Annotated in this window: 28 protein-coding genes and 1 other annotated feature; of the genes, 5 read left to right on the forward strand and 23 right to left on the reverse strand. The window is 53.8% G+C overall.

Translation table 11 applies throughout. The annotated features are described in order from the left end of the window. Nucleotides 1-185: 185 nt before the first annotated feature. Nucleotides 186-1,268, reverse strand: coding sequence for a S8 family peptidase (locus tag JQC72_RS04225; RefSeq protein WP_205493093.1), 1,083 nt, complete (start codon nt 1,266-1,268; stop codon nt 186-188). A gap of 336 nt (nt 1,269-1,604) precedes the next feature. Further along, the gene (aroF, locus tag JQC72_RS04230) at nt 1,605-2,618 is read right to left on the reverse strand and encodes a 3-deoxy-7-phosphoheptulonate synthase (protein WP_205493094.1); all 1,014 of its coding nucleotides are present in this window, start codon (nt 2,616-2,618) and stop codon (nt 1,605-1,607) included. Between the two features lie 51 nt (nt 2,619-2,669). Further along, nucleotides 2,670-2,930, reverse strand: a binding site (T-box leader). 87 nt (nt 2,931-3,017) lie between these two features. Between aroF and JQC72_RS04235 the strand changes: the two genes are divergently transcribed. Beyond that, nucleotides 3,018-3,809 carry an HAD family hydrolase gene (locus JQC72_RS04235; RefSeq protein ID WP_205493095.1) on the forward strand — a complete coding sequence of 264 codons (792 nt, stop codon included), beginning with the start codon at nt 3,018-3,020 and terminating at the stop codon, nt 3,807-3,809. Between the two features lie 81 nt (nt 3,810-3,890). On the opposite strand, the gene JQC72_RS04240 is transcribed toward JQC72_RS04235, so the two are convergent. The 9 genes from JQC72_RS04240 to JQC72_RS04280 form a co-directional block, all read right to left on the reverse strand. Then, nucleotides 3,891-4,547, reverse strand: coding sequence for a GDSL-type esterase/lipase family protein (locus tag JQC72_RS04240; RefSeq protein ID WP_205493096.1), 657 nt, complete (start codon nt 4,545-4,547; stop codon nt 3,891-3,893). Further along, on the reverse strand, nt 4,544-5,593 hold the full coding sequence (gene spoVAD / locus JQC72_RS04245) for a stage V sporulation protein AD (protein WP_205493097.1): 1,050 nt from the start codon (nt 5,591-5,593) through the stop codon (nt 4,544-4,546). Before spoVAD ends, JQC72_RS04240 begins: the two co-directional genes overlap by 4 nt. A 14-nt stretch (nt 5,594-5,607) precedes the next feature. Continuing rightward, nucleotides 5,608-6,066: a stage V sporulation protein AC gene (spoVAC, locus tag JQC72_RS04250; protein WP_302104499.1), complete on the reverse strand. Its 459-nt coding sequence runs from the start codon at nt 6,064-6,066 to the stop codon at nt 5,608-5,610. 270 nt (nt 6,067-6,336) lie between these two features. Next, on the reverse strand, nt 6,337-6,681 hold the full coding sequence (locus JQC72_RS04255) for a cupin domain-containing protein (RefSeq protein ID WP_205493099.1): 345 nt from the start codon (nt 6,679-6,681) through the stop codon (nt 6,337-6,339). Nucleotides 6,682-6,808: 127 nt separating this feature from the next. Beyond that, nucleotides 6,809-7,003: a hypothetical protein gene (locus tag JQC72_RS04260; RefSeq protein WP_205493101.1), complete on the reverse strand. Its 195-nt coding sequence runs from the start codon at nt 7,001-7,003 to the stop codon at nt 6,809-6,811. Nucleotides 7,004-7,023: 20 nt separating this feature from the next. After that, nucleotides 7,024-7,425, reverse strand: coding sequence for a YhjD family protein (locus JQC72_RS04265; RefSeq protein ID WP_205493103.1), 402 nt, complete (start codon nt 7,423-7,425; stop codon nt 7,024-7,026). Between the two features lie 269 nt (nt 7,426-7,694). Continuing rightward, nucleotides 7,695-8,123 carry a CBS domain-containing protein gene (locus JQC72_RS04270; protein WP_205493105.1) on the reverse strand — a complete coding sequence of 143 codons (429 nt, stop codon included), beginning with the start codon at nt 8,121-8,123 and terminating at the stop codon, nt 7,695-7,697. A 63-nt stretch (nt 8,124-8,186) separates the two neighbouring features. Beyond that, on the reverse strand, nt 8,187-8,876 hold the full coding sequence (locus JQC72_RS04275; RefSeq protein ID WP_205493107.1) for a DUF421 domain-containing protein: 690 nt from the start codon (nt 8,874-8,876) through the stop codon (nt 8,187-8,189). Between the two features lie 100 nt (nt 8,877-8,976). Further along, nucleotides 8,977-10,164, reverse strand: coding sequence for a M20 metallopeptidase family protein (locus tag JQC72_RS04280; protein WP_205493109.1), 1,188 nt, complete (start codon nt 10,162-10,164; stop codon nt 8,977-8,979). Between the two features lie 233 nt (nt 10,165-10,397). On the opposite strand from JQC72_RS04280, the gene JQC72_RS04285 reads away from it, so the two are divergent. Beyond that, nucleotides 10,398-10,742 (forward strand): YugN family protein, encoded by a 345-nt coding sequence (locus JQC72_RS04285; protein ID WP_205493111.1) that lies wholly within the window; start codon nt 10,398-10,400, stop codon nt 10,740-10,742. 34 nt (nt 10,743-10,776) lie between these two features. Here JQC72_RS04285 and JQC72_RS04290 read toward each other — a convergent pair whose 3' ends face one another. The 4 genes from JQC72_RS04290 to JQC72_RS04305 all read right to left on the reverse strand — a co-directional run bounded on the left by JQC72_RS04290 (nt 10,777) and on the right by JQC72_RS04305 (nt 13,375). Next, nucleotides 10,777-11,154, reverse strand: a complete 378-nt coding sequence (locus JQC72_RS04290) for an Asp23/Gls24 family envelope stress response protein (protein WP_205493113.1) — start codon at nt 11,152-11,154, stop codon at nt 10,777-10,779. Between the two features lie 29 nt (nt 11,155-11,183). Next, nucleotides 11,184-11,966, reverse strand: a complete 783-nt coding sequence (locus JQC72_RS04295; RefSeq protein ID WP_205493115.1) for an SDR family oxidoreductase — start codon at nt 11,964-11,966, stop codon at nt 11,184-11,186. Between the two features lie 52 nt (nt 11,967-12,018). Further along, entirely contained in the window at nt 12,019-12,834 is an 816-nt protein-coding gene (locus JQC72_RS04300; RefSeq protein WP_205493117.1) for an NYN domain-containing protein, read from the reverse strand. 211 nt (nt 12,835-13,045) lie between these two features. After that, nucleotides 13,046-13,375 carry an HAD family hydrolase gene (locus JQC72_RS04305; protein WP_205493119.1) on the reverse strand — a complete coding sequence of 110 codons (330 nt, stop codon included), beginning with the start codon at nt 13,373-13,375 and terminating at the stop codon, nt 13,046-13,048. 608 nt (nt 13,376-13,983) lie between these two features. Here JQC72_RS04305 and cax point away from each other — a divergent pair. Then, nucleotides 13,984-15,129 (forward strand): calcium/proton exchanger, encoded by a 1,146-nt coding sequence (cax, locus tag JQC72_RS04310; protein WP_205493121.1) that lies wholly within the window; start codon nt 13,984-13,986, stop codon nt 15,127-15,129. A gap of 519 nt (nt 15,130-15,648) precedes the next feature. Here the strand turns inward: cax and JQC72_RS04315 are convergent. Continuing rightward, a complete protein-coding gene (locus tag JQC72_RS04315) occupies nt 15,649-16,746 on the reverse strand; it encodes a citrate/2-methylcitrate synthase (RefSeq protein WP_205493123.1) in 1,098 nt (365 codons plus the stop codon). Nucleotides 16,747-16,851: 105 nt separating this feature from the next. On the opposite strand from JQC72_RS04315, the gene JQC72_RS04320 reads away from it, so the two are divergent. Next, nucleotides 16,852-17,736 carry a LysR family transcriptional regulator gene (locus tag JQC72_RS04320; RefSeq protein ID WP_205493125.1) on the forward strand — a complete coding sequence of 295 codons (885 nt, stop codon included), beginning with the start codon at nt 16,852-16,854 and terminating at the stop codon, nt 17,734-17,736. 63 nt (nt 17,737-17,799) lie between these two features. Here the strand turns inward: JQC72_RS04320 and JQC72_RS04325 are convergent, their stop codons facing one another. Together JQC72_RS04325 and glsA are read right to left on the reverse strand one after the other, a co-directional pair. After that, a complete protein-coding gene (locus tag JQC72_RS04325; protein ID WP_205493255.1) occupies nt 17,800-18,096 on the reverse strand; it encodes an Fpa/YlaN family protein in 297 nt (98 codons plus the stop codon). A 196-nt stretch (nt 18,097-18,292) separates the two neighbouring features. Then, complete coding sequence (gene glsA / locus JQC72_RS04330) at nt 18,293-19,210, reverse strand: glutaminase A (protein WP_205493131.1); 918 nt, start codon at nt 19,208-19,210, stop codon at nt 18,293-18,295. Nucleotides 19,211-19,329: 119 nt separating this feature from the next. On the opposite strand from glsA, the gene JQC72_RS04335 reads away from it, so the two are divergent. Further along, the gene (locus tag JQC72_RS04335) at nt 19,330-19,701 is read left to right on the forward strand and encodes a molybdopterin-binding protein (RefSeq protein ID WP_205493132.1); all 372 of its coding nucleotides are present in this window, start codon (nt 19,330-19,332) and stop codon (nt 19,699-19,701) included. 40 nt (nt 19,702-19,741) lie between these two features. Here the strand turns inward: JQC72_RS04335 and JQC72_RS04340 are convergent, their stop codons facing one another. The 5 genes from JQC72_RS04340 to JQC72_RS04360 all read right to left on the reverse strand — a co-directional run bounded on the left by JQC72_RS04340 (nt 19,742) and on the right by JQC72_RS04360 (nt 24,015). Then, on the reverse strand, nt 19,742-20,215 hold the full coding sequence (locus JQC72_RS04340) for a PaaI family thioesterase (RefSeq protein ID WP_205493134.1): 474 nt from the start codon (nt 20,213-20,215) through the stop codon (nt 19,742-19,744). Nucleotides 20,216-20,230: 15 nt separating this feature from the next. Continuing rightward, nucleotides 20,231-21,265, reverse strand: a complete 1,035-nt coding sequence (locus tag JQC72_RS04345) for a M42 family metallopeptidase (protein WP_205493136.1) — start codon at nt 21,263-21,265, stop codon at nt 20,231-20,233. Nucleotides 21,266-21,369: 104 nt separating this feature from the next. Continuing rightward, complete coding sequence (locus JQC72_RS04350) at nt 21,370-21,624, reverse strand: AbrB/MazE/SpoVT family DNA-binding domain-containing protein (protein ID WP_205493144.1); 255 nt, start codon at nt 21,622-21,624, stop codon at nt 21,370-21,372. A 118-nt stretch (nt 21,625-21,742) separates the two neighbouring features. Then, nucleotides 21,743-22,867, reverse strand: coding sequence for an aminopeptidase (locus JQC72_RS04355; protein WP_205493146.1), 1,125 nt, complete (start codon nt 22,865-22,867; stop codon nt 21,743-21,745). Nucleotides 22,868-22,899: 32 nt separating this feature from the next. Beyond that, nucleotides 22,900-24,015: an aminopeptidase gene (locus tag JQC72_RS04360; protein WP_205493148.1), complete on the reverse strand. Its 1,116-nt coding sequence runs from the start codon at nt 24,013-24,015 to the stop codon at nt 22,900-22,902. Between the last annotated feature and the right edge of the window lie 252 nt (nt 24,016-24,267).

Here is a 24,267-nt window from a genome sequence, read left to right on the forward strand (position 1 = left end):
GACCCTCCTTGCCATTCCTCTTCCCCGCGAGGCAAGATGCGGTTGCGAATGTCCGGGAACAGTTGTTCCACCATCCGGTCCCATGTCCACAATCCGCGCCGTCTCTATCACCTGTTTCGCCAGGATTTCCCTGAAGTATAAGGATAAGGTCCGAGGGCAATGATTGCGGTTGTATCAAGAGCCAGTCAACGGATTTGCACCAAACCGGCTCCCGTCAAACGGGAAACGCCGATGCGCCTGGCACGTCTGATCAATATTTGTTTCAGCGCCGGAAGGGACAAACCCGGGTTCAATTGTTTGAATACCGCCGCCGCCCCCGCCACATGCGGTGTCGCCTGTGACGTCCCGCTCAAAACGGCATAACGGCCACCCGTAAAAGTACTCAAAATTCTTACACCAGGAGCGGCGATGGCCACTTCCGGCCCCGTCGAGGAAAATGGGGCACGGCGATTGTTTTTGGCTAATGCGGCCACGGCGATGGCACCGGGTATTTTCCCGGGAATTTCCACGTTATTGCCTTTGCCGTTGGCATTCCCGTTGTTGCCCGCTGCAGCAACCACGAGAATTCCACGATTGATCGCGGCATTGATCGCGGCAACCAGATTTCCGGGAACGGTTGTCCCGCCGCCGATACTGATGTTCAAAATGTGCATACCGTGATCGATGGCCCATTCAATTCCCCGGATCAATGTCGTCAACGTCCCCACGCCGCGACCGTTCAATACCTTGATGGCATACAATTGCGTAGCCGGTGCCACACCCACCACACCTATCTGATTATTGATCGCGGCAATGATCCCGGCTACATGCGTCCCGTGTCCGTTATCATCCTGTGGGGAGGCACCCGGTTTAATCAGGTTGACCCCACCCTTGATGTTGCCTCTGAGATCGGGGTGGGTCAAATCGATCCCGGTGTCGATCACACCCACGCGTACGCCCATGCCGGCGTTTTGTGCAGGTTTGCCGTTCCAAACACGACGGATGTTCCAGGGCAACACCTGTCGCGCAGAACGCGATGATTTCTGAAGGTTGCGAGCGCGGTAAATCTCTTCCACCCTCGGTGAAGGCAACTTTACCAAACGGTCTCGTTCGACCAAAACGAGATCAGTATCGCGTAATAGCGCTTTCAACGCTTTGGCCGAAGGTACGACGGCGGACACTGATCGACTGTAGCGGCTGACATGATAGACTTTCCCTCCCCATTGTCGGATCTTTTCCGGTTTGGGGCGGGTACGAAACAGAAACGTATACCTTCGATCTTTCATCATGTTTCATCACCTCATACGACAATGTATGAGGCAACTAGAATGAAAGATTGGACGAGACGCTTGAGCCATCGGTTGATTTTTAGCGGCTCAACCACGGTGAACCTTTCATAACTTTTTGGTAGAACTCGTATGCGAGAAACCGAAACATCCTTTCGCTATACGGTCACGTTTGAACGACCGGATGACCCTCAGTCACATCCGTTATTTCTTGTTGAAGAGATGGACAATCGGCAAACAAAATAAGCCGGTCTCCCTATCGGGAGAAACCGGCCTGTGAGACTGCTTTCATCAGACACACCCCGGAGACGGGAGTCGCTCGGATCGAGAGAGCTTTCGTTAACTCACCGGCTCCAACCGCGGCGACAATGCATGCACCTGACGCATCAGCTCATCAAACTTGTCGAACGTGAGCTGCTGCGGTCCGTCTGACAACGCCTTTTCCGGCTGCGGATGCACTTCAATCATCAAGCCATCCGCACCGACTGCGATCGCCGCTTTGGCCAACGGCGTTACATAGCGCCATTTTCCGGCCGCATGGCTGGGATCGACGATGATCGGCAGATGACTCAAGTGTTTGACAACCGGAACGGCACTGATATCCAGCGTGTTCCGCGTGTATTGTTCAAACGTGCGAATTCCGCGTTCACACAGGATTACATGGGGATTGCCTTCGTTCAAAATATACTCGGCCGCCATCAGCCACTCTTCAATGGTGGCGGAGAGACCTCTTTTCAACATCACCGGTTTGTTGATCCGTCCCACCTTTTTGAGCAGATGGAAGTTTTGCATGTTGCGGGCGCCCAATTGCAGGATGTCGACGTATTCGGCCACCATCTCCAGATTTTCCGGATCCATCACTTCGGAGATGATCGGCATGCCGGTTTTTTCGCGCGCTTCGGCCAACAATTTCAGACCTTCCTCACCCAATCCCTGGAACGAGTAAGGAGACGACCTCGGTTTGAACGCCCCGCCGCGCAAAATATGCGCACCCGCTTTTTTCACCGCTTCCGCCGTGGCCATCAACTGCTCCCGGCTCTCGACGGAACACGGTCCGGCAATCACCACCGGTTCCCCGCCGCCGATCACGACGTTGCCCACTTGAATGCGGCTCGGCTCCGGGTGAAAATGACGACTGGCCAATTTGAACGGTTCGCTGACATGTACCACTTTTTCCACGCCGGGAAGCCGTTCAACCGGCAGTTCTGAGATTTTCCGCTTATCGCCGATCAAGCCGAGAATCGTTTTGTCCACACCCCTGGAGTAATGAACCTGAATCCCTTTTTCCTCCAACTGACGGACAATGTTCGCCACCTGCTCATCCGTTAAGTTCGGTTCCAATACCAGGATCATGACGTGCCGCCTCCTTGAATCGAATATCCATAATAACAAAGCTCCCCATCCGTAAGGGACGAGGAGCTCGCGGTACCACCCTTATTGAATCCGAAGGATTCCACTCAGTCGCACGGAACGGTCGTCCGCACGATTCCCGATATCGGGGGAAAGCCGGTTTGACCTACTCCGTGGGGCTACTGATCAGCCTCAACGTTTCAGCCAACTGCTCCGAGGGGTAATTCGGTCAATGGGCCGATACCGGTTCGCAGCCACCACCGGCTCTCTGTAATCGGGTCTCCACTGCCTACTTTTCCTCTTCAACGCTTTTGGGTATGAAAGTGAAATTTGATTTATAACTTACCACGTTCCGGGATATCTGTCAACAGGCGAATGACGAATTGAAGATGACGAAAGGGGATGGGGCGATTGAATGAAGTGTTGCTTTCTTTTGATCTGGATCACACACTGATGATCAACCCGTTTCGACGTTGGGTGTTTCCGGAGATCAACCGTTGGTTGCAATCGCATTTTTCGGAAGAAAATCCCGTGAACCGCCTTATCCGTGAACACCGGAGACGGCTCTTGAACGGTGCCTGTCCGAAAGCCTACGACTGGGATGACATTCTGAGATCGGTCGCCTCGGGACGATCTATCCCCTTTACTGTACGCGAGTTGGTGGAAAAACACACATGCGTGGGGAAAGTATGGTTGTTTGCGGACGTGTTGCCGGCTATGGATCGATTGGCCCAAGCAGGCGCCCGCATGGTGGCGGCCACCAACGGATTCACGCGATACCAGCGCCCGGTGACGGACTGTCTGGGCTTGACCCCATATTTCGACAGGTTCCACACACCGGAGGAGATGCAGTGCGCCAAACCGCAAGCTGCGTTCTTCCATTTCGGAAAAGGGAGTCGGGTGATCCATGTGGGAGACCGGTTGGATCAAGATGTGTTGGGAGCGAACCGGGCTCACCAGATATCCGTGTGGATTTACCGCGAAATGTCGTTGGAGTTGATAAAACTTCCTGTTTCCGAACGAAACCGTCACCCGTTGCTTTCCGCATGTCTTGCTGCCCGGCTCCATCGGGAAGGTGTACCGACGGAGCTTCACGAAGCATGTCACCCCCAATATGTGATCTATACCTTGGATGAACTGCCGGAAATATGGGAGCAGGAAAGTGGGTCTGAGGGCATATCTGACAAGTGGTGAAATGGAGGGAACCCTTCCTCTGGGGAGTGACCGGGAAAGGGTTCCCCGGAAAGCCACTTTGATCGGATAGACAGCCACGGTCTAGGAGATGACTTTTGTCGATTGATCCGGCAGTCCTTCATCGCTTTCGACCCGTTCCGGGTCCGACGCCTGAATGAAAAGGCGGGCCAATTCGTCATGGCCTTTTTGGTTGGGATGCACTTCGTCGGCAAAATAATCATGACGATGGAGAAACGTGTCAAACGGGTCGACCCAATGAACGCCGTGTTGCCGGCACAACCGCTGGTATGCCTGGTTCATTGAGGTGATCAACCGGGTGGCCAGCCACAAGCTTTGCTCATAAGCGGGCAGGGGCAAATAAAACCCCAACAGATGGATCGTCGCCTCCGGATTGTACTGCCTGAGTAACCCCAGGATGCGATCCACTTGCTTTTGCACGCGCCGCATGGTACGCGTCAAACTGATGATGGAAACACCGTTCGTTTCATACGTTCGAATGAAATCGCAGCCACCCGTGGTTACGGTGATATGGGACATACGGGCAATCAACCGGCCGATTCCCGGATTTCCCAACATCGAAAACAGTTCCTCCGACGTCATTCCGGAAACGCCCCAGTTTCGCAACCGGCAATCCTCCGTGCGACGCAGGTGGTTGAAAAACTGCTCAACAAAAGGAACGCGAGCCCCAATACCTTCCGTTAACGAATCGCCCAAAGCCAAATAGGCGATCTCACTCATGACAATCCGCCGCTCCCTTCCTCCGCTGGCGGCATTTCCAAAGCCACTGCGTGGGCGATACACGGGATGGATTCGCCTTGTTGATAAGAAATCGGACTTAGCAAAGCACCCGTTGCAACCACCAGTACCCGCCGCCATGTACCCTGACGCATCTGCTTCAAAATGTGTCCGTAGGTCACCACCGCACTGCTCGCACATCCACTGCCGCCGGCAAAGACTTCATGACCCGGACTGTATATCATCAACCCGCAATCCCGAAACCGCTCACCGAGGTCATACCCCGCCTGCTGAAGCAGATCGGCGGCGATGGGGTGTCCCACTTTGGCCAAATCGCCGGTGACGATCAAGTCGTAATCTTCCGGACTGCGACCCGTATCTTGGAAATGAGTCTGAATCGTGTCAACAGCGGCAGGAGCCATCGCCGTTCCCAAATCAAAGGGATTTTTCACACCCCGATCGACCACTTTTCCAATGGTGGCATAGCGGATGACGGGACCGTCTCCGCCCCGTCCGACCACGGCTGCTCCGGCTCCGGTCACCGTCCACTGTGCCGTGTCCGTTTTCTGTCCTCCGTATTCCGTCGGATAACGGTATTGTTTTTCCGCAGTGGCGTTGTGACTGCTGACGCCGGCCACTGCATAGGGCGTATACCCTCCATCCACCAACGCCGCCGCCAACGACAAAGACAGCATGGAAGTGGAGCAGGCACCATACACGCCCATAAACGGCATTTGGTGAGTTTTGGCCGAGAAGGATGAGGTGATATTCTGGTTCAACAGGTCACCCGCCAGATAGGCCGGAATGTCCGATGTCTGCAATCCGGCTTTTTCCACGGCCGTGGCGACCGCATCCTCCAACATCTTCCGCTCGGCTTTTTCCCATGTGTCCTGCCCGGCGTACAGATCCGTGTAAATGATGTCGTAGTCATCCTTCAGCAATCCTTCGCCTTCTTTTGGCCCCACCACCGCTGCGCTGGACAAGATTCGAACACCCGACGGATAAACCCATGTACTTCTTCCCAGTGCTTTCGTTCCGTTGGTCGCCATTGCCCACCCTCCTTTCACGAAAAGAACAACGTGCGAATAATCCCGATGAAAAAGGCGGCCACCACGCCGAACACGATGACCGATCCGGCCAATTTAAACATATTGCCGCCAATGCCGAGCACCCATCCTTCCGAGCGGTGTTCCAACGCCGCAGATACGATGGAGTTGGCAAAACCGGTCACAGGCACCGCCGTTCCCGCTCCGGCCCACTGTCCGATCTTGTCGAACACGCCCAATCCGGTAAGCACGGCAGCGATGAAGATCAGGGTGGCCACGGTCGGGTCCCCCGCCTTGTCCGGTTTAAAATGAAAAACATGAATGTACATGTTTTGCAGCAATTGACCGATTACACAAATCAAGCCACCGACCACAAAGGCTTTCAAACAGTTTCGAAACAATTGAGGTTGGGGTTGATACTGTTTCGCCACTTGCTGGTATTGTTCGTTTTGCGCTTGCTCCTCAGCCTGATGCATGGCTTGCTGTTCCGCTTGTTGTTCTTGGTTACTCATATTCGCATCGCACTCCCTCATCAACGATCGCTTTCATATCGTGCGATGAAACCGAAGATTTTATGCGGTGGACATCCGGAAAAGGAGTTTGACGGTCACTTGAAATGGATCAGGCACACCCTGCAAAGCCGATGAACAAAAAAAGGCACGTTTTCCCGTCCGGCAATCGCATTCCGGTCGGGTAAACGCGCCTCCTGCTAGGCCATCATGAAACCAATATATGTGGAACGGCTGTCACTGGGCCGTCACTTTGGCTGTCGGATTGCTGACTTCCAAGCCCCGTGCGGAGGTGATCAGCAAGGTACAACCGTCTTCCGTCGTGGCAGTTTCGCTCACACCGGGAGGAGCATAGTAATAGTCCCCTTGTTCCAAACGAAATTTTCCAAGTTGCACGCTTCCTTCGATGACATACACTTCTTCTCCACCGACGTGTTCATGCATCGGAAAACGGCCACCGGACTCCAACTTCAGCAAAATGCTGTATTCATCGCCGCTTTTTCGCAGATAGCTCAGTTGCACCCCTTTTCCCATCGGAATCCAGTCACTGCCACCCTTGCGGATTACATAGGGCCCCTCCATTGATTTTGCAACCCCCTTCGCCATTTGGGTTCATTGTACTGCAAATTCGGGATATGATTCAACTGACGAAAGCAAACTTTTTGCAAGAAAAAGAGGGGAGTCTCTCCCCTATTCTCAATTTTCATCCTTATCGAGCGCGCCGACGGAACAGATCAATCCCGCCAAGCAGGATGTTAGCCAGACCGAATCCAAACACACCCCAACCGCACGGATGGGCGGAACGGGTTGTACGGAACCAGTTTTTCCGTTTGCGGTTGATCAGTGAGACACCCAGTGCAGAAACCAATGTACCCAGCATGACGGGAATCAGACCTTTTCTCATGACACATCCTCCCTTCGTGTTTAATGTGACCGAGTCCGGCGTGTTTGTTGTCTGGTATTTTTGCCCTCCCGCCAAAACGAGCGAAGCCACTCTTCACATTCACTGCGGAGCCATTCGTTGTCAAACCAGTGCCGATAGAAAAAACCGCGGAACCGCGCCTGCACTTCCCTCGCATCCGACCACTGGCGCACCTCCACGATGTGCCCTCCGCATCTTCGCAGTTGCCGGCGGCATTGCATCCGCTCCTGTTCCACGCGCTGAATGACCTCCGCCATCGTTTCCTTCCACACTCTGCCAAGCTTTAACGGGAGACGCTCCATCCCACGTTGATCGATTTCCAGTGCGCGGGCCAGTACGTCCAATACCACCAGCTGCTTGATGAGATTAGCGAATCGGTTGTATTCCTCCGGCGGAATCATCATGGACATCACCTGCCTGGCCATTACACCCGTATCATTTCACGTTTTTTATTATATGCGAACATATGTTTTGATAACGACGGAAATGATATCCAAAAATAAGCGAACGCCGCCTTCTGTCCCCATAATGGGACATGAAAAGGCGACGTGCCGTATTTATCCCGTGCTCCAATCCCAACGGGATGGGTTGATATTTTCCCTCGCTGCTGTTTAAAAGGGGATCGTGGGAAAATGATCATTCTCGCCTGGGTTGGTGCATCACGATGACAACGTTACATTTGCGGCTTGCTGGGCTCGGAAATGTTGCTCAATGCCTGACCCGCTTGATCGGAAAACGGTTCACGAACCGCCATGTCCCCGATCGCCACAACCCCGACCATTTGCCCGTTGTCCACCACAGGCAGACGACGGATTTGATGCTGGGCCATCAGCTGGGAGGCCTCTGCCACCGACATGTCCGGATGGCCCGTGACCGGGTTGCTGGTCATGATGTCGCTCGCCCTCAGGGAATTGGGTTGCCGTTCTGCGATGCAGCGCAGAACCAGATCGCGATCGGTGATGACTCCTTGCAACGCGCCGTTTTCAACAACCGGAATCATCCCGACGTTGTGCTGTTTCATCAGGTTGGCCACTTCATATACGTTGTCTTGCGGCGTAACGTAAGCCACTTGTTGGGTCATGATATCTCTCAGTTGTCCCATGCAGGATTCCTCCTTTTTTCATGCTGCTTTGCTTATTGTGGCGTGCAGGTGTGCGTTTTATTCTCAGGCCTGATCGTTGCGCACATCCACATAGAGCGTGCCGTCCGACTGCAAGCTGGCGTAAAAGACATCACGAAGGGACTGCACCCCTTTTTGCGCCCGGATTTGGTTCATGAGCCACTGTCCGTTCTTGCCGGCCTTTTGCAGGTTTTCGTAGATGACCTGGCCATCGATTACCAATTCCATCGGCATATTGGCGGGATCCGGCGGTTTGGCCAAGCTGTCTTTGGTTAGCGGCTGATATTGCGGTTTCAGCATCACCGTGATTTGTCCGTTGTTTTCCAATACGGCCTGCTGAACTTGGGATATGTCGAATACGCCTTTTTGTCGCAACAGTTCCATCACTTCGTCGAAATGAAACCGGTTTTTTTTCAGATTTTCCTCCATGATCTGGCCGTTTTGGATGACGATGACCGGGTCCCCCTCGAGCCAGCGGCGGGCTTTGCGATTTTTCAGCGAGATATACGACAACAGCAAGGTCAACCCCCCGAACAACACCAGTCCGATCAGATGCTGCCACGTATGCTGGTCGATGTCGGTCGCCAGTGTGGCCGCAATCGACCCGAATGTGATCCCGTTGATATATTCGAAATACGTCATCTGGGCGATCTGTTGTTTCCCGAGAATCATGGTCAACACCAGAATCACGACGAAAGCGATGACCGTCTGAAAGATGACCTCCAAAAAATCCATCTCTGTTCCCTCCCGCATTTGATCGGGTGATAGTATGTCCACTTTTTCCAAAAAAAAGAGGAGCGAAAAACGCTCCCGATCTGTTGATGCAAAACACTCTTCATTCCACCGGTTCCTCCCGCAAATACGACATCGCGGTCTGTATCAGCAACGCGGCCGACACTTTCATGGCCTCTTCGTCAATATCAAATAATGGATGATGATGAGGATAACGGATGCCTCGCTCAGGATTGCCCGCACCGACAAAACAGAAAGCGCCCGGGCGATGCTGCAGGTAGTAGGCAAAGTCCTCTCCGGCCATCACCGGCGGCACTTCCCACACTTTTGCATTCCCCACGATCCGTCGGGCCACTTCAGCCATTCTGTGTGCTTCGACAGCATGATTGACCAGCGGGGGTGTGCCCCACTCAAAATCGACGCGATAAGTGGCCCCGTACATTCGGCAAGTCTGTTCGGTCACCTCGCCAATTCTGGCGGAAACAAACTCGCGAAGCACGGGGTCCAGCGTTCGTATCGTGCCGGTCAACACGCACCGTTCCGCGATCACGTTGCACGCCCGACCACCTTGAATGTGACCAATGGTAATCACACCCGACTTGAGCGGATCGACTTGTCTGCTGACAACGGTTTGCAGGTTGACGACCAGATGGGATGCAATGACGATCGCATCCACCGTTTCATGCGGCAGACCGCCGTGCCCGCCTTTGCCGATCACTTCGATGTGAAATGTGTCCGCTCCGGCCATCAGGGCGTGATCATTCAAAGCGACAACCCCGACAGGAAAGGGAGTCCAGAAATGAACGCCGTAGACAGCATCCACTCCCTCCAAGGCGCCGTCTTCGATCATACGTTCCGCCCCGCCGGGAAGGACTTCTTCGGCGTGTTGGAACAAAAAAACAATCCGACCGGGAACCTCTTCACGGTGTTGACTGAGCAGAACGGCCACACCGAGCAGAGCGGCCGTATGGGCATCATGACCGCAGGCGTGCATGACGCCGGGTACGGTGGACCGGTATTCACACGTCTTCTCATCCTGAATTGGCAACGCATCCATATCGGCACGCAATGCCACCGTACGTGACGATTCCCCGTTCCCGTGAAGAATCCCGATCACTCCTCTTCCGCCTACACCGGTGCGCACCTCCAGACCGGCTTGTTTCAAGATTTTCACCACCCGTGCCGAAGTGCGCACTTCCTGGAAAGAGAGCTCCGGATGCATATGAAATTCACGGCGCCACTTCACCATTTGCGGAAACAGCGCACGAATCGGTTCATTCCAATCTTTCATGTAACAATCGTCCCTCCCGACACCTTCAAGCACCTTGGAATTTCATCTTAACAAAAACGACCTTCAAACAAAAAACCATCCAATGCCACAAGAATTCAAGCGAGGCGGAGACGACTTTTCAGGGGAATCCGGAATCAGTTCCTTTATTGTTGCCAATGGGTTTGCCTTGCACCCGCTGTCAGAACATACTATCATGAGAAGGGATGTGGTTCGCCAAGAGAGGGGGATCCAAGGTGTTGGAAGAAGTCCAGTTGAAAGGGATTCGCAAGACGTTTGGCGAAGTGGAAAGCATTTTGACCGGCCTGGGCTTTGTTCGTTGGTCATGGGATTACAACAAAGCCACCTTTGATATGAAATTCCATGATGAAAAAACCGGTCAGGACTACTATTTGCGCATTATGGCCCGGGCGGTGGAAGGACAGTTGGAAAACCCCAAGGCCTTAGTGGAGCTGGAAAATGCCGCTTTTGCCCGTCATATTTTTCCGCACGGTCTGGATTATTCGGTGGAGATCCCGGAAGCGTTTCGTGAAGCCGTTGCCACCGTCCTGAAAAAGGTTCATCAGAAATTGACCGCATGACAGACGACAGCCGCCATTGATGGCGGCTTTTTCTTCAGCGTACGCGCTCTTCCTGTTCGTCTTCTTTCTCCTTGACGTCGACGCCCTCCACCTTGACGTTGACTTCGACCACGCGGAGCCCGGTCATCGTTTCCACCGCTTCTTTAACGTTCTGTTGCAGCTCACGCGCCACCTCATTGATCTTGACACCGTATTCCACGATGACCCGCAAATCGATCGCTGTCTCCACTTGACCCACTTCGACCGATACACCACGCGTCACGTTTTTACCGCTGACCCGTTTGGCCAAACCTTCGGTGATACCACCGGACATGCTGGCAATCCCCTTTGTTTTCGTGGCCGCCAAGCCAGCAATCACTGCCACTACATCGTCGGCAATCCTTACGGTTCCTTGGGATAAGGTGTCCGACATCTAAGAACCCCCTTGATAGAGAATATGTGTTATAATGCTTTGACCATTCCGCCATCCACCATCAATGCCTGACCCGTCACATACGTGTTGGCGTCAGAAACCAGAAACGCGACAACACGGGCGAATTCGTCAGGCTCACCATAGCGCCCCAGCGGAATTTGCGAAGAAACGGCCCTGCGCACTTCCTCCACCGATACACCTTCCTTTTCGGCGCGTGTTTCGTCCAACTCCTGCACGCGATCGGTTGCGATACGACCCGGGCAAACCGTGTTGACCAAGATCCCGCGCGGAGCCAGCTCCTCAGCCAACGACTTCATCAGACCGGCCACTCCTGCACGCATCGTATTGGACAAAATCAAGCCATGAATCGGCTGTTTGACGCTGGTGGAAGCGATGGCGATGATCTTTCCGCCTTTTGACATGTACGGCAAGGCCGCCCGAACCAAACGCACCACGCTCAGCAGATTGGTTTCAAACGCCCGTTGCCACACCTCATCGTCAAACATCTCAAATGTGCCGCTGGGCGGCCCGCCCGCATTGCAGACCAAAACATCGATCCGTCCCCACCGCCCGACGACATCATCAATCAGCTTGTTGACCTGTTCCGCCCGCGACACGTCAGCCGTCAGGGGAAACACTTCCGCTCCCGTTTGCTCGGTGATCGCCGCAGCGGTTTGTTCCACACGATCCTGGTCTCTGCTGCAAATGGCCACTTTGGCTCCTTCACCAGCCAAACGGTGTGCGATCGCACGTCCCAATCCCCGACTGGCCGCGGTCACCAACACCACTTTTCCTTTCAGTCCGAGATCCAACGCCACAATCTCCTCTCTTTTACTGCGATGAAATTTGTCTCCATCAGTACTTCTATCCTACCATATACCCGGCAATTTTGACGATCATCCGCACCTGCGGATGTTCCATATTGGTGCGGTATCCGTAGAATTTCTTTCCGTCCACGCCGATCTCGTAAGGTTCCAAATAACGTCCCCTCACAAGCCGGGTGAACAACTCGTTCGCTTCGGCGTCGGACAATCGGAACTTGCGCACGAAATCCTTCTTGATCCAGGAGCTGCCGTAGCTCTTGTCAAAATTGTTGGGGTCCTCATACCACTCATAAATATGGATGATGGCATTTTGGACCAATCGATCCATTTGGGAGAGATTTTGGAACTGGGGAATGTGCAGAAATTCGAACAGGTTGTAGATCTGATCGCAAAATTCGGGAAGCTGGGCGGATTTGGAGAGGCTCTCGTCAAACAGGCAAAAAAGCTCCACCTGTTTACCGTAGGACCACAGGCGATCCAGCAAAGGGATCATGTCCTGATCGGCACTGACAATGACAAATGTCGTCACCTCGGGAATCTCGTACAACACTTCCATCGCATCCAGGCAAAGCTGGATGTCGGCGGCGTTTTTCCGCTCTCCTCCTCCCCGGCCGTTTCCGTAGACCTGATGGACATGCACCCGTTTGCGCTGCAGGCTCATCATGGACAAGTCCAACTGTTCAAAATCGGCGTACGCCTCCATCATGCGGATCTTGTCCTTGCCGTAATGTTCTTGCAACCGCAGGAACAAGTTGTGGTGCGCATCGGGATGATCCGGGTCCATATGGTATTTCTTCAGTCCGTAATAGACATTTTCCAAATCGATGAACACGGCGATATGTTTCTCCAAATTCATGGATAAGGCCTCCGATCCCTCACTTTGTCGCTGACTTCACCGCCTCGGTTTCTGTCATTTCCATCCGTCCTCAACCAATACCATCCGTCACGCTTCCGGTTTCTTGATGATGGATGAATTCGACAAATGCACATCCGAATCCTTTTGTAACAGCAATTCAATCAGACTGCTCACTTTTGGCCCCCGGTAATCCTGATATTTGTTCGTCCGATCAAGCAGAATTCCTTTGATCCCGGCCCGATGGGATTACTTCGACATCAACTGTGAGGGAATCTCCGATTATCCACACATTCGAGGAGGGGAGTTGCAAATCGTCCAAAACGTACCGGAACGCTTCCCTCGCCGGTTTCGAATAGCCGATCTCGGCACTGATGTAAATGTTGTCCACATCATCGGTCAACCCCAGTGCCGCAACCTTGTTGCGCTGACCGTCGGCAGGCCCATTGGTCAGTACGGCCCCCATCACACCGTGTTCCTTCATTTTCGTAAAAAACGGGATCACATCTTCAAACATCTGACCGTGTTCAAATGATCCACCCATTTCAGTTTGCTCTCATCCCACTCTCTCAAAACATCCGCGTTCCTTCTGAACATGCTTCCACGTTCAGTTTCTTTTCTGCAAACTGTTGAAATGGATGGTATCTCCCCAAAACAAGCGGGGCTCACACCCATCCCGCATACAATGTCACTTACCTTTCTTCGCGTTTTCCATCGCCAGCCGACAGTCGCACAACGTATCGTCCATATCGAAGAATCAGGCACGCAACCACGCTTGATCGCACCCTTCCTATAACGGGTTCTGTCTGATCAATCCCTTGTGGACGGCCCACTCGCTTGATGTTGCTCCATCGACCTGTTGGTTCGCGTCATCGGTATCAAATCCTGTACGCTCTCCCCCGTTGCATTCAACGAAATTTCCCGTACAATACAAGGGAGCGGCTTTTTTTGAAATTGTTCCGAAAGTGATTGGATGAAAAAGCAAAAAATGTCCACGATGGAATCTCCCTCCCACAACGGGCTGACTTTTCCCGCTCGCAAATGAGGGAAACAGGCTCACACCGGTTAAATGGGATTGATCAGCCACACCTGCCGATCAAGAATGATTGGGAAATCCGAGGAAAAACTATACGGGTCAAGGAGTGAGAAATGATGAAGCAAAAGTGGTTTCTGCCGTTGTTGATCCTGTCTACACTTCTCAGTATCGGTGCGCACTTTTTTCTCCATTCCCAACCGGTTCAATTCGCCACCGCCTGTTTGTCGCTGTTGTTCTGGGCCGCGTTGCTGGGTAAGGCCACGGAAAGCGTCGCCCATTACGCCGGAGAACGGCTGGGGGGACTTTTGAATGCCACTTTCGGCAATGCCGCCGAGCTGATCATCGCGTTTTTTCTGGTGAAGGCCGGGTTGTTCGACATGGTCAAAGCGAGTATCACAGGGTCCATTATCGGCAACCTGTTGCTCGTGCTCGGATTGAGTGTATTTTTCGGCGGCCTGCGGTACAAAATTCAACGGTTCAACACAATGCTGGCCGGGCATAATGCTTCCCTGATGTTGCTTGCTGTTATCGCGCTATTCATCCCCGCTGCGTTTATCAAGGGACTCCAAGGAACAGAAGTACATATTTTGAGCCTGAGCATCGCAGCCGCACTGATCGTCGGATATTTCCTGTGGCTGTACTTCTCCTTGGTAACCCACCGCGAGGAATTGGGCGATGCAGTGGACGGTATGCCGGAGGAACACTCCCCGCTGGACGAACCGGAAAAGATTCCGGCTGCCGAAACACCGGCCTTGGCCGCTGCGACCGCTTCCGATGCGGAAAAAGAGGAAGAAGAGGGGCCGGAGTGGTCGAAAGGCGTTTCCCTGTTGCTCCTGTTGGTTTCCACCGCTTTTGTCGCCCTGCAGAGTGAATGGTTGGTCCACAGCGTGGAAGCCGTCGCACATGCACTGGGCTGGTCGGAGCTGTTTGTCGGTGCATTCCTGATCGCGATCATCGGGAATGCCGCCGAGCACAGCGCCGCCGTGTTCCTGGCAATGAAAAACCGGATGGGCGCTGCGGTGGAAATCGCGATCGGAAGCAGTTTGCAAGTCGCGTTGTTTGTCGCGCCGGTACTGGTATTCGCCAGCTACTTGGTCGGCAAACCGATGGACCTGGTGTTTTCGGGTTACGAACTGGCGGCGATTGCCGTCTCCGCTTTCATCGCTTCCTCCATTTCCCGTGACGGGTCGACCAACTGGTATGAAGGCGTGTTGTTGCTGCTGGTCTACATTATTTTGGGTACGGCATTCTTTGTCGTTTGACAGTCCGCACGGCTTAAAAGTACCACAGGCCGTCCCTATGGTTACAGTGAGATTCTTGAGCGGTTAACGACCTCAATCCATTTCTGTTCGGGCAACCCTCAAGCCAAGGATGTGTCATCAGCCCGTCCCACCCGGTTAGTACGTACACGGATGTTCGCCGTGAGCATCCAGGCGGCTTTTTCTGTAATATGGTTGTCCGACAAAAAGCCCCCTACGTTGATGCAGGGGGCTTTTCAAGTCTGCTGACCTGTTATCCTTGACAGCAGGAACTTTGGTTATTTAGGATGACCAATCGCAGGTAATCCAATATGTACAAGGCCAGCCGCAAACTTGCTGATCGCTCATTTTGTCTAATACACGCACTCGAAGAACCATGTGGAAACCATTCCCCGATAGGTACGGTAATCAGCCAATGGGTTGGGTCACCAAACCCAATGATGAGAGAAGTTCATTACAAGCGAGACAAAGAGACGATCTGAGCAAATAGTATCAGGCCCCCGCAATTGCAGGGGGCTTTTGTCACGATTGCGGCATCGGACCGACGTAGCGGGAATCGGGGCGAATGATCCGATTGGCCGCCGCCTGCTCCAACGCGTGTGCGGCCCATCCGATCACCCGGGAGGACACGAAAGTGGGCGTATACATCTCCTTGGGTAAACCGATCGCCTTCAACACGGCCGATGCGTAGAATTCCACATTGGCGTACAGTTGTCGTCCCGGTTTGTATTCCTGAAGCAGACGGACCGCCTCTCTTTCCACATGGAGTGCCAACCGGAACCAGCGCTCTTCCTCGGCCATCTCCTGTGCGATCGCTTTCAGCGCTTCAGCCCGGGGGTCGACGGTTTTGTACACCCGGTGGCCGAAGCCCATCAATCGCTCTCCTTTCTCCAGTCGTGATCGCAGATACGATTCGGCCTGCCGTTCTTCGCCGATCTCCTCCAACATGGTTTCCACATGAGATGGCGCACCACCGTGCAACGGACCTTTCAGTGCCCCGACAGCGGCCGACAGCGCTGACGGCAGATCCGCTTGTGTCGATGTCACGACACGGGCGGTAAAGGTGGACGCATTCAATCCATGTTCAGCCGTCAGGATCAGATAGGCTTCCAGTGCGCGCACATGCCGGGGAGGCAACACCCTTCCGCATGTACACCATCCGTGCCATTGCGCATGGGTCCAATCCTGAGACGGGGGATCAAACGGCACACCCTGTAACGCATGGCGACGGACCCCGATGATGGTCGGAATCTTGGCCACCACTTGCAATGCCTGATCCGGCGTCGGCGGCCAGTCAAATCGGGTTTCGTCCGGTAAGGCGGCGATCGCTGACTGCAAGACGCTGCTCATGGACAAGGATCGCGGGAGAGACATCAGCCATCGCTGCATCTCATCCGGCAACTCCCGAGCCTCCCGCCATTTTTGGACAAAGGCGGCCCGTTCCGCCTGTGTGGGCAATCGGCCGTACCACAACAGATACGCCACCTCTTCCAACGATGACGACAGCGCCAGTTCCTTGGCCCAATATCCGCGGTAAATCAGATGTCCCCGTTTTCCGTCAATGGCGGACAAAGCCGTTTCGGCCACCACCACGCCATCTAAGCCAATGGCTGTGTTCACATGAATCTCCCCCTTTCACCCCCATCGTAGTCGAATTGTTGAAAAAAATCTAATTTATCATTATTATGACGTTGATAAATGAATTTGATCACACGGGAGGAGCCCATGCACATCCAACAGTTGATTACCTTTCTCACCGTGGCGAAGCATCGGCATTTTCGCCAAGCCGGAGAAGAGCTGATGCTGACCCAGCCCGCTGTCAGCGCACAAATCCGAAGCCTGGAGGAGGAGCTGGGCTGCACGTTGTTCCACCGTCCCCACGTTTCGCTTACGCCGGAGGGGAAAACCTTTCTTCCCTATGCCCAAAAAATGGTCTCTCTTTATGAAGAAAGCAAACATGCCCTGCATCAAAGAGATGACGATTCGATCATCCGGGTCACCATCGGTGTCGATGCCACCCTGGCACCATTTGCGCTTCAGCGATTGTCTCCCCATTTTCAACCCGAACGCCCCCAAGTTCACATCCGCATGCTGACCCTGACCGAAGCGCAGATCATCCAAGCGCTGGAAGAGGGGCGAATCGATTTGGGCATCGCATACCGGACCGGTATCCCTTTCCGCTTTCCCGTATCCGTTTTGGTTTATGACACGTTGACATTGGCCGTTTCCTTTCAGAACCCGATCGCCCGCTTTGCGTATTTGCCACTGAAACGATTACCGGAAACCCCCGTCATCCTTCCTGCGCCGGGTACTACCGAGCGACGGCTGATTGATGAACAATTGGAACGGCATGATCTGACCATCGATCCCGTTCTCGAACTGCCCGACTTGGAAACCCTCAAACAAGCAGTAGCCCAGGGAATCGGGGTCGCCCTCCTTCCCAGGATGGCGTTGACCCATGACCAGGCGGGATGGCGTCTGTTGCGCATTCCCGAACTGCATCCCCAACTTCCCGTTTGTCTGTTTCATCCCGACCGCGGGGCCCTTACCCCGGCGCTTCGCCGTTTGGTGGATGATCTTCGCGGAATTTATCCGCCATATGAAGAGTAGCACGTTTTACAGGTGATGTGAGGAAAAATAAAAAGACCCCGTCATCGGAGTCTTCGCGCGTCATCATTCTTTGGTTTTTGATAAGGGGAGTACTTTCGTGTAGAGATCGGCCAACTTTCGTTCCAAGTCACTGATGATCTCCCGGCCTTGCTCCCGATTGATCAAGCCCGCCCGGACGGCGAAATCGATCTCCCTGGAAAGGCCAAACATCTGCGTGTCCAAAACTTCTTCGTACAACGGACATTTCGGCGCTGTCAAATGTTCCAGTTGTACATGAATCAACTGGTGAATCTTTTCTGCATCTTCCCGCAACAATTCCAGCGCCCGTTGGTTGAGATCGGTCTGTGTTGGCGTCAACAGAGAACCCCCCTATCCGACCGTTACTCTTTTGGAAATGAAAAACGGCCGTAACCACTACACTTGATCATAGTGTAACATGTTCTGATCAATTTGCAAAGTGCCGGCCCAAGTGTATCCGACCCGTTCGATTCCGGGTCTCCCACATTTTCTCCCGGTTCATGCCGGAATCAGAACACCTGCTCACCCATCCACCTTATCAAAAAATGCTCAGTTGCCATGCCCGCGACAGACTCTGCAACAACCGAACGCCGGCGCGGCTGTTTCCTTTTTCGTCCAAAGCGGGGCCGTAGACGCCAATCCCCATCTTACCGGGCACGGAAGCCAAAATTCCCCCGGAAACACCGCTTTTGGCGGGGATGCCGACCCGGATGGCAAACTCCCCCGACGCATTGTACATACCGCATGTCACCATAAAGGTTTTCACCAACCGAGCGATCGGTTGCGGGATAATCTGTTCTCCGGTCACGGAACGCCCGTACTGGGCCAAGCAAAGACCGATCCGCGCCAAATCCTCGCAAGTGACACGAATGGCACATTGCCGCACATACACCTGCAGCGTTTCTTCCACATCGCCGACCTGGCCGTACTCCTTCAAAAAGTAGGCGATGGAACGGTTGCGGTGCGCGGTTTCATATTCGGATCGGAACACTTCTTCGTCCACGTCGATCTTGGGATTGTCCGCCATCGCCCGTACCAGATCCAGCAGACGACCGACCCGATCTTCCACACCCGATCCTTTCACCAAGGAGCTGACCACCATTGCGCCCGCGTTGATCATGGGATTGAGCGGCTTGGGCGGACTCATCATTTCCAATTTGTACAACGAATTGAACGGGTCCCCTGTCGGTTCCATGCCCACATGGGAAAATACCGTCTCTTCTCCATGATCCATCAACGCCAACACCAAACTGATCACTTTGGAGATGCTTTGCAGGGTGAATGAGACCACAGGTGCATCTCCGCCGTACAGCAATTCCTGATTGGGTGTCACCGTTGCGATGCCCAGCACGGATGGATTTTGTCGGCTGAGTGCGGGGATATAATCCGCCACCTTGCCGCCTTTTGTATCTGGCCGGTGTTTGGCCACCAGCTCTTCCAACAGGGGGTGTCTCATCTGTTTTCCTCCTTGACTGCTTGCGGGCTGACCATCTTACATCCTATTTTTTGCATCCAGCCGATCATGTATAATGAAACATGCCTGATATATCATCATGACAAGGGAGCCGACACCATATGAACGAAGTCATTTTGATCACCGGAGCGGTCCGTTTTCAGATCAACCTCGATCCGACAATCTGGATCGTGGACGAACGCAAAATTCCCATGGCAGAGTATTTCCCGGGCGTCGAGGGTTACGGGATGAAATTGTCCATCTTTCTGGATCATGCCGAACCTGATCCGGATGCCACCCATGTCATTTGTCACCAATCCGACGACAATCAAATCAAAATCACTTTGGAAGAAGCGCGTTCGGGCATTATGCGTTTCACTCGCGACGGCAAGCCGATTCGCCCGGACGGCCCGGCACTGTTGTACCTGCAGAAAGGAAATCTGGCAGGTCAACCGATCGGCTGTCTGACCAAGCTGGAAGTCGTCACAGAATAACAACCATCCCCTGCGGCATCAAACCACAGGGGATGGTGGTTTATTTGCGGGTTCCGATGTAAAACGTACCGGTGGCGTAGGCGATTTTTCGCTCCCGCTCATCGGTGATCGTGCAGGAGGCGATGGCAAACGGATGCCGCAGATCCAGCAAGGTGGCGCGTGAAATCAGTTCTTTGCTCCGCCCCGGACTGAGATAATGAACCTTCATCTCCGACGTCACGGCAAACTGGTCGTCCGGCAACGAACGGTTGATCAAGGACCCCATCGTGGAATCCGCCAACAGGGCGGTCATACCCCCGTGGACCACCCCTCCACGGTTGAGCAGATAGGGAGTGACGGACACCCGGAATTCATACACATCCGGAGTCACAAACCTGCCAGACAAGCCCATGAATCCGGATGGATACGCACTTTGCCTTTCCCGTTTTTGCCGGATGGCCTGTAAAGTGAGTCGGAACAACTCTTTTTCTTCCTCACTGCCGTTTTCCAGCACTTGACGGATTTCATCCCACATCCGATTGTTCCCTCTCTACAGTGACGGTGTTTGAAGGTAATGATACAATAACCGATACGTATGGACCAATGCCTCACGGTGAGTCCGTTCATATGCGTGGGACGCATCCACCCCCGGACCGATCAGCCCCCAGATGAGGTCATGTCCGGCCTGCAAAGCGGCGCTGGCATCCGAGCTGTATCGCGGATAAATGTCAACTCGATAGCGAATGCCGTGCTGTTCCGCAAGATGGACCAGCTTTTGCAGCAACCCGAAATGATACGGCCCCGAGGAGTCCTTGGCGCAGATGGAGACGCTGAATTCATCTGATTCCTGCCCTTCTCCGATCGCTCCCATGTCGACCGCCAAATATTCCCGCACCTTTTCCGAGATCACCGCATTTCCGCCGTGTCCCACTTCTTCGTAGTTGCTGAAAAATATGTGTGTGGTGACCGGCGGGACCCACCCTTCTTCGGCAATCCGGCGGATGAGTTCGATCAAAACAGCTGCACTGGCTTTGTCATCCAGATGTCGCGATTTGACAAATCCGGTTTTCGTCACTTCCACACGTGGATCAAAAAAGACGAAATCGCCCACGCTGATCCCCAGTCGAAGCACCTCATCCGCATCGCGGACACGGGCATCCAAGCGGACCTCCATGTTTTCTTCCGTTCGCTGTTGCGTCCGTGCATCGGTATACACATGAGGAGAAGAATGGGTAGCCAGGATCGTTCCCCTGAAACACCGGCCGGACCGTGTTTCAATCGTGCAACCTTCCCCATCGAGGGAGTGCCAAGTCACCCCCCCGATGGCAGTGATCCGCAAACGACCGCTCTCTTTGATCTGTTTCACCATCGCCCCCAATGTGTCCACATGAGCGGTGATAAACCGGATCGTCTCCTCATCTTTTCCCGGAATCTCGACCAACAGCCCCCCTTTGCGTGTGCGGATCAGCGAATACGGCAAGTCTTTCAAGCGCTTCTCCACATATGTAATGGCCGCGTCTGCTCTTCCGGTCGGACTTGGGATGTTCAGCAATTCAACCAAGGTGGAGATCAATTGTTCCTCCACTTTTCATCCTCCTCTCCCCTGCCCGCATTATAACAATGAACGCGAGACACAAAAAAGAGGCCTGCAAAAACAGGCCTTAAGGGAGAGAAACCCTGCCCGACCGGTCAGGCACGATTCACCATGGAGACCAATTCTTCCACGCAAGTCTGGCACACGTTTTTCCCTTTGTAAGAAATGACATTTTCCACCTGGCCGCAAAACAGACAGGAAGGACTGTATTTCTTGAGTATGATGTTGTCGCCGTCCACATAAATCTCCACCGGGTCTTTCACGTCAATATCCAACGTGCGGCGCAATTCCACCGGCAAGACGATCCGCCCCAGCTCGTCTACCTTTCTGACAATTCCCGTTGCTTTCATGCCCAACCACTCCTTTTTGGTCTCCTGGAATATTGACAAGCGAGAAAATCCTACTGGATACTTGCAGTTCTCTTCAAATCTACTAACATTTTCCCTGTTTACGAGATTTGAAACCATTTTATGCAGAAATGTCCAGATTTTCAGGGTTGAGTGGTTCCAAGTCCGGTACGACGAAACGGCCGTTTTTGCGGATCAGTTCGCCGTCGAAGCAGATTTCCCCTCCGCCGTAGTCCTCCCGTTGAATCGAAACCATGTCCCAATGAATCGCCGAACGGTTACCGTTGTCGCATTCTTCGTGAGCGCTTCCCGGCGTGAAGTGGAAACTGCCGTCAATCTTTTCGTCGAAGAGGATATCCTTCATCGGGTGCCGGATGCGCGGGTGGAGGCCGAGGCTGAATTCCCCGATGTAGCGCGCCCCTTCGTCCGTATCCAGAATCTCGTTCAACCGCTTGGTGTCATTGGCCGTCGCTTCCACGATCTTGCCGTTGACAAAGCGCAAGCGGACGTTCTCGAAGTTCACCCCGTGAAACACCGTCGGCGTGTTGAACGTGATCGTCCCGTTCACAGAGTTGCGGACGGGAGCGGTATACACTTCCCCGTCAGGAATGTTTCGTTGACCGCTGCAGGGGATGACCGGCATTCCCTCGATGGAGAAAGTCAGATCGGTCCCCGGACCGATAATCCGCACTTCCTTGGCCTCTTCCATCCGCTTCACCAACGGTTCCATCGCTTTGGCCATCCGCCCGTAGTCCAACGTGCAGACGCGGAAATAGAAATCCTCAAATGCCTCCGTGCTCATGTTGGCCAGTTGGGCCATCGACGAATCGGGATAACGCAACAATACCCAACGCGTATGGACGGCACGATATCCCAAATGGACCGGACGGACAAAATGCTCTGTATACCACTTCATATGGACAGCCGGAACGTCGGACAGCTCGCTGACGTTTTGCCCGCCGCGAATGCCGATATAGCAATCCATCCGTTTCATCTGATACAGGCCGATTTCGCCCAGACGCTTCATGTGCTCCTCATCGGTGTCCAGCAACATCGCCCGGATCAATGCATGGTTATGTAGTTGAACAAACGGATAGCCACCGGCCGCGCGGATTTCCGGGATCAACGCCCGTACGAGATCGTGGTCCGGACCAAACACGTCAATCAACACGTTGTCGCCCTGTTTCACCCTGCACGAATGATGCACCAATACTTTTGCCAATTGCGATAACCGCGGATCTTGCATGGGTGGATTCCCCTCGGTTGGCTTTCCGAATCTCACCCCAGGTTTTCAGGGTTGAGCGGTTCCAAATCCGGCACGACGAAACGGCCATTTTTGCGGATCAATTCACCGTCGAAGTAGATTTCCCCTCCGCCGTAGTCCTCCCGTTGAATCGAAACCATGTCCCAATGAATCGCCGAACGGTTGCCGTTGTCGCAATCCTCATAGGCGCTTCCCGGCGTGAAGTGGAAACTGCCGTCGATCTTTTCGTCAAAGAGGATATCCTTCATCGGGTGCCGGATGTACGGGTGGAAACCCAAGCTGAATTCCCCGATGTAGCGTGCGCCTTCGTCCGTATCCAGAATCTCGTTCAACCGCTTGGTGTCATTGGCCGTCGCTTCCACGATTTTGCCGTCGACAAAGCGCAAGCGGACGTTCTCGAAATTCACCCCGTGATACACCGTCGGCGTATTGAACGTGATCGTCCCGTTCACGGAGTTACGGACGGGAGCGGTATACACTTCCCCGTCGGGAATGTTGCACTGTCCGTGACAAGGAATGGCCGGCATACCCTCGATGGAGAAAGTCAGATCGGTCCCCGGACCGACAATCCGCACTTCCTTGGCCTCTTCCATCCGCTTCACCAACGGTTCCATCGCTTTGGCCATCCGCCCGTAGTCCAACGTGCAGACGCGGAAATAAAAATCTTCAAATGCCTCCGTGCTCATATTGGCCAGTTGGGCCATTGACGGATTGGGATAACGCAATATCACCCACCGCGTGTGTTTCACCCGCTGTTCGGTGTGGACGGGATGGTTGAAATGTTCCATGAACCACTTCATATGGTCAGCCGGAACGTCGGACAGCTCGCTGACGTTTTGCCCGCCGCGAATGCCGATATAGCAATCCATCCGTTTCATCTGATACAGGCCGATTTCGCCCAGACGCTTCATGTGCTCCTCATCGGTGTCCAGCAACATCGCCCGGATCAACGCATGGTTATGTAGTTGAACAAACGGATAGCCACCGGCCGCGCGGATTTCCGGGATCAACGCCCGTACGAGATCATGGTCCGGACCAAACACGTCAATCAACACGTTATCACCCTGTTTCACCCTGCACGAATGATGCACCAATACTTTTGCCAATTGCGATAACCGCGGATCTTGCATGGTCGATTCCTCCTTTACCACTGTCTGACCGTTTTCCCTTCGATTGTATCATGGATGGAAGCGTTTCGACATCTGGGGTGTGTCTGGTGAATACTGCACTGCTTTCCCGGCTCGCTCCACCTGCACCCTGCAGAAAAGCACATGATGAGCGCTCCGACCCGGTCAGCACAGGACACGGGCAAAGTACGCTTCGCTTTACGGAAAACCGGACACACCCTGCCGGTTTTGGGAAAGCTGATTACGGGTATAGCG

This window comes from Polycladomyces zharkentensis (genome assembly GCF_016938855.1).
Lineage (GTDB): Bacteria > Bacillota > Bacilli > Thermoactinomycetales > JIR-001 > Polycladomyces > Polycladomyces zharkentensis.

What these genes read in the sequence shown, in the direction of transcription:
- aroF (WP_205493094.1), bottom strand. Translation starts at nt 2,618, where the DNA reads ATGATCCTGGTATTGGAACCGAACTTAACGGATGAGCAGGTGGCGAAC.
- spoVAD (WP_205493097.1), bottom strand. Translation starts at nt 5,593, where the DNA reads ATGGCGACCAACGGAACGAAAGCACTGGGAAGAAGTACATGGGTTTAT.
- JQC72_RS04265 (WP_205493103.1), bottom strand. Translation starts at nt 7,425, where the DNA reads ATGATGATTCCGCCGGAGGAATACAACCGATTCGCTAATCTCATCAAG.
- JQC72_RS04255 (WP_205493099.1), bottom strand. Translation starts at nt 6,681, where the DNA reads ATGGAGGGGCCCTATGTAATCCGCAAGGGTGGCAGTGACTGGATTCCG.
- JQC72_RS04235 (WP_205493095.1), top strand. Translation starts at nt 3,018, where the DNA reads ATGGGGCGATTGAATGAAGTGTTGCTTTCTTTTGATCTGGATCACACA.
- JQC72_RS04275 (WP_205493107.1), bottom strand. Translation starts at nt 8,876, where the DNA reads ATGGATTTTTTGGAGGTCATCTTTCAGACGGTCATCGCTTTCGTCGTG.
- JQC72_RS04335 (WP_205493132.1), top strand. Translation starts at nt 19,330, where the DNA reads ATGAACGAAGTCATTTTGATCACCGGAGCGGTCCGTTTTCAGATCAAC.
- JQC72_RS04280 (WP_205493109.1), bottom strand. Translation starts at nt 10,164, where the DNA reads ATGAAAGATTGGAATGAACCGATTCGTGCGCTGTTTCCGCAAATGGTG.
- JQC72_RS04260 (WP_205493101.1), bottom strand. Translation starts at nt 7,003, where the DNA reads ATGAGAAAAGGTCTGATTCCCGTCATGCTGGGTACATTGGTTTCTGCA.
- JQC72_RS04300 (WP_205493117.1), bottom strand. Translation starts at nt 12,834, where the DNA reads ATGAATTTGGAGAAACATATCGCCGTGTTCATCGATTTGGAAAATGTC.
- JQC72_RS04320 (WP_205493125.1), top strand. Translation starts at nt 16,852, where the DNA reads ATGCACATCCAACAGTTGATTACCTTTCTCACCGTGGCGAAGCATCGG.
- JQC72_RS04350 (WP_205493144.1), bottom strand. Translation starts at nt 21,624, where the DNA reads ATGAAAGCAACGGGAATTGTCAGAAAGGTAGACGAGCTGGGGCGGATC.
- JQC72_RS04290 (WP_205493113.1), bottom strand. Translation starts at nt 11,154, where the DNA reads ATGTCGGACACCTTATCCCAAGGAACCGTAAGGATTGCCGACGATGTA.
- JQC72_RS04305 (WP_205493119.1), bottom strand. Translation starts at nt 13,375, where the DNA reads ATGGGTGGATCATTTGAACACGGTCAGATGTTTGAAGATGTGATCCCG.
- JQC72_RS04240 (WP_205493096.1), bottom strand. Translation starts at nt 4,547, where the DNA reads ATGAGTGAGATCGCCTATTTGGCTTTGGGCGATTCGTTAACGGAAGGT.
- JQC72_RS04360 (WP_205493148.1), bottom strand. Translation starts at nt 24,015, where the DNA reads ATGCAAGATCCGCGGTTATCGCAATTGGCAAAAGTATTGGTGCATCAT.
- glsA (WP_205493131.1), bottom strand. Translation starts at nt 19,210, where the DNA reads ATGAGACACCCCCTGTTGGAAGAGCTGGTGGCCAAACACCGGCCAGAT.
- JQC72_RS04340 (WP_205493134.1), bottom strand. Translation starts at nt 20,215, where the DNA reads ATGTGGGATGAAATCCGTCAAGTGCTGGAAAACGGCAGTGAGGAAGAA.
- JQC72_RS04225 (WP_205493093.1), bottom strand. Translation starts at nt 1,268, where the DNA reads ATGATGAAAGATCGAAGGTATACGTTTCTGTTTCGTACCCGCCCCAAA.
- spoVAC (WP_302104499.1), bottom strand. Translation starts at nt 6,066, where the DNA reads ATGCATCAGGCTGAGGAGCAAGCGCAAAACGAACAATACCAGCAAGTG.
- JQC72_RS04270 (WP_205493105.1), bottom strand. Translation starts at nt 8,123, where the DNA reads ATGGGACAACTGAGAGATATCATGACCCAACAAGTGGCTTACGTTACG.
- JQC72_RS04355 (WP_205493146.1), bottom strand. Translation starts at nt 22,867, where the DNA reads ATGCAAGATCCGCGGTTATCGCAATTGGCAAAAGTATTGGTGCATCAT.
- cax (WP_205493121.1), top strand. Translation starts at nt 13,984, where the DNA reads ATGAAGCAAAAGTGGTTTCTGCCGTTGTTGATCCTGTCTACACTTCTC.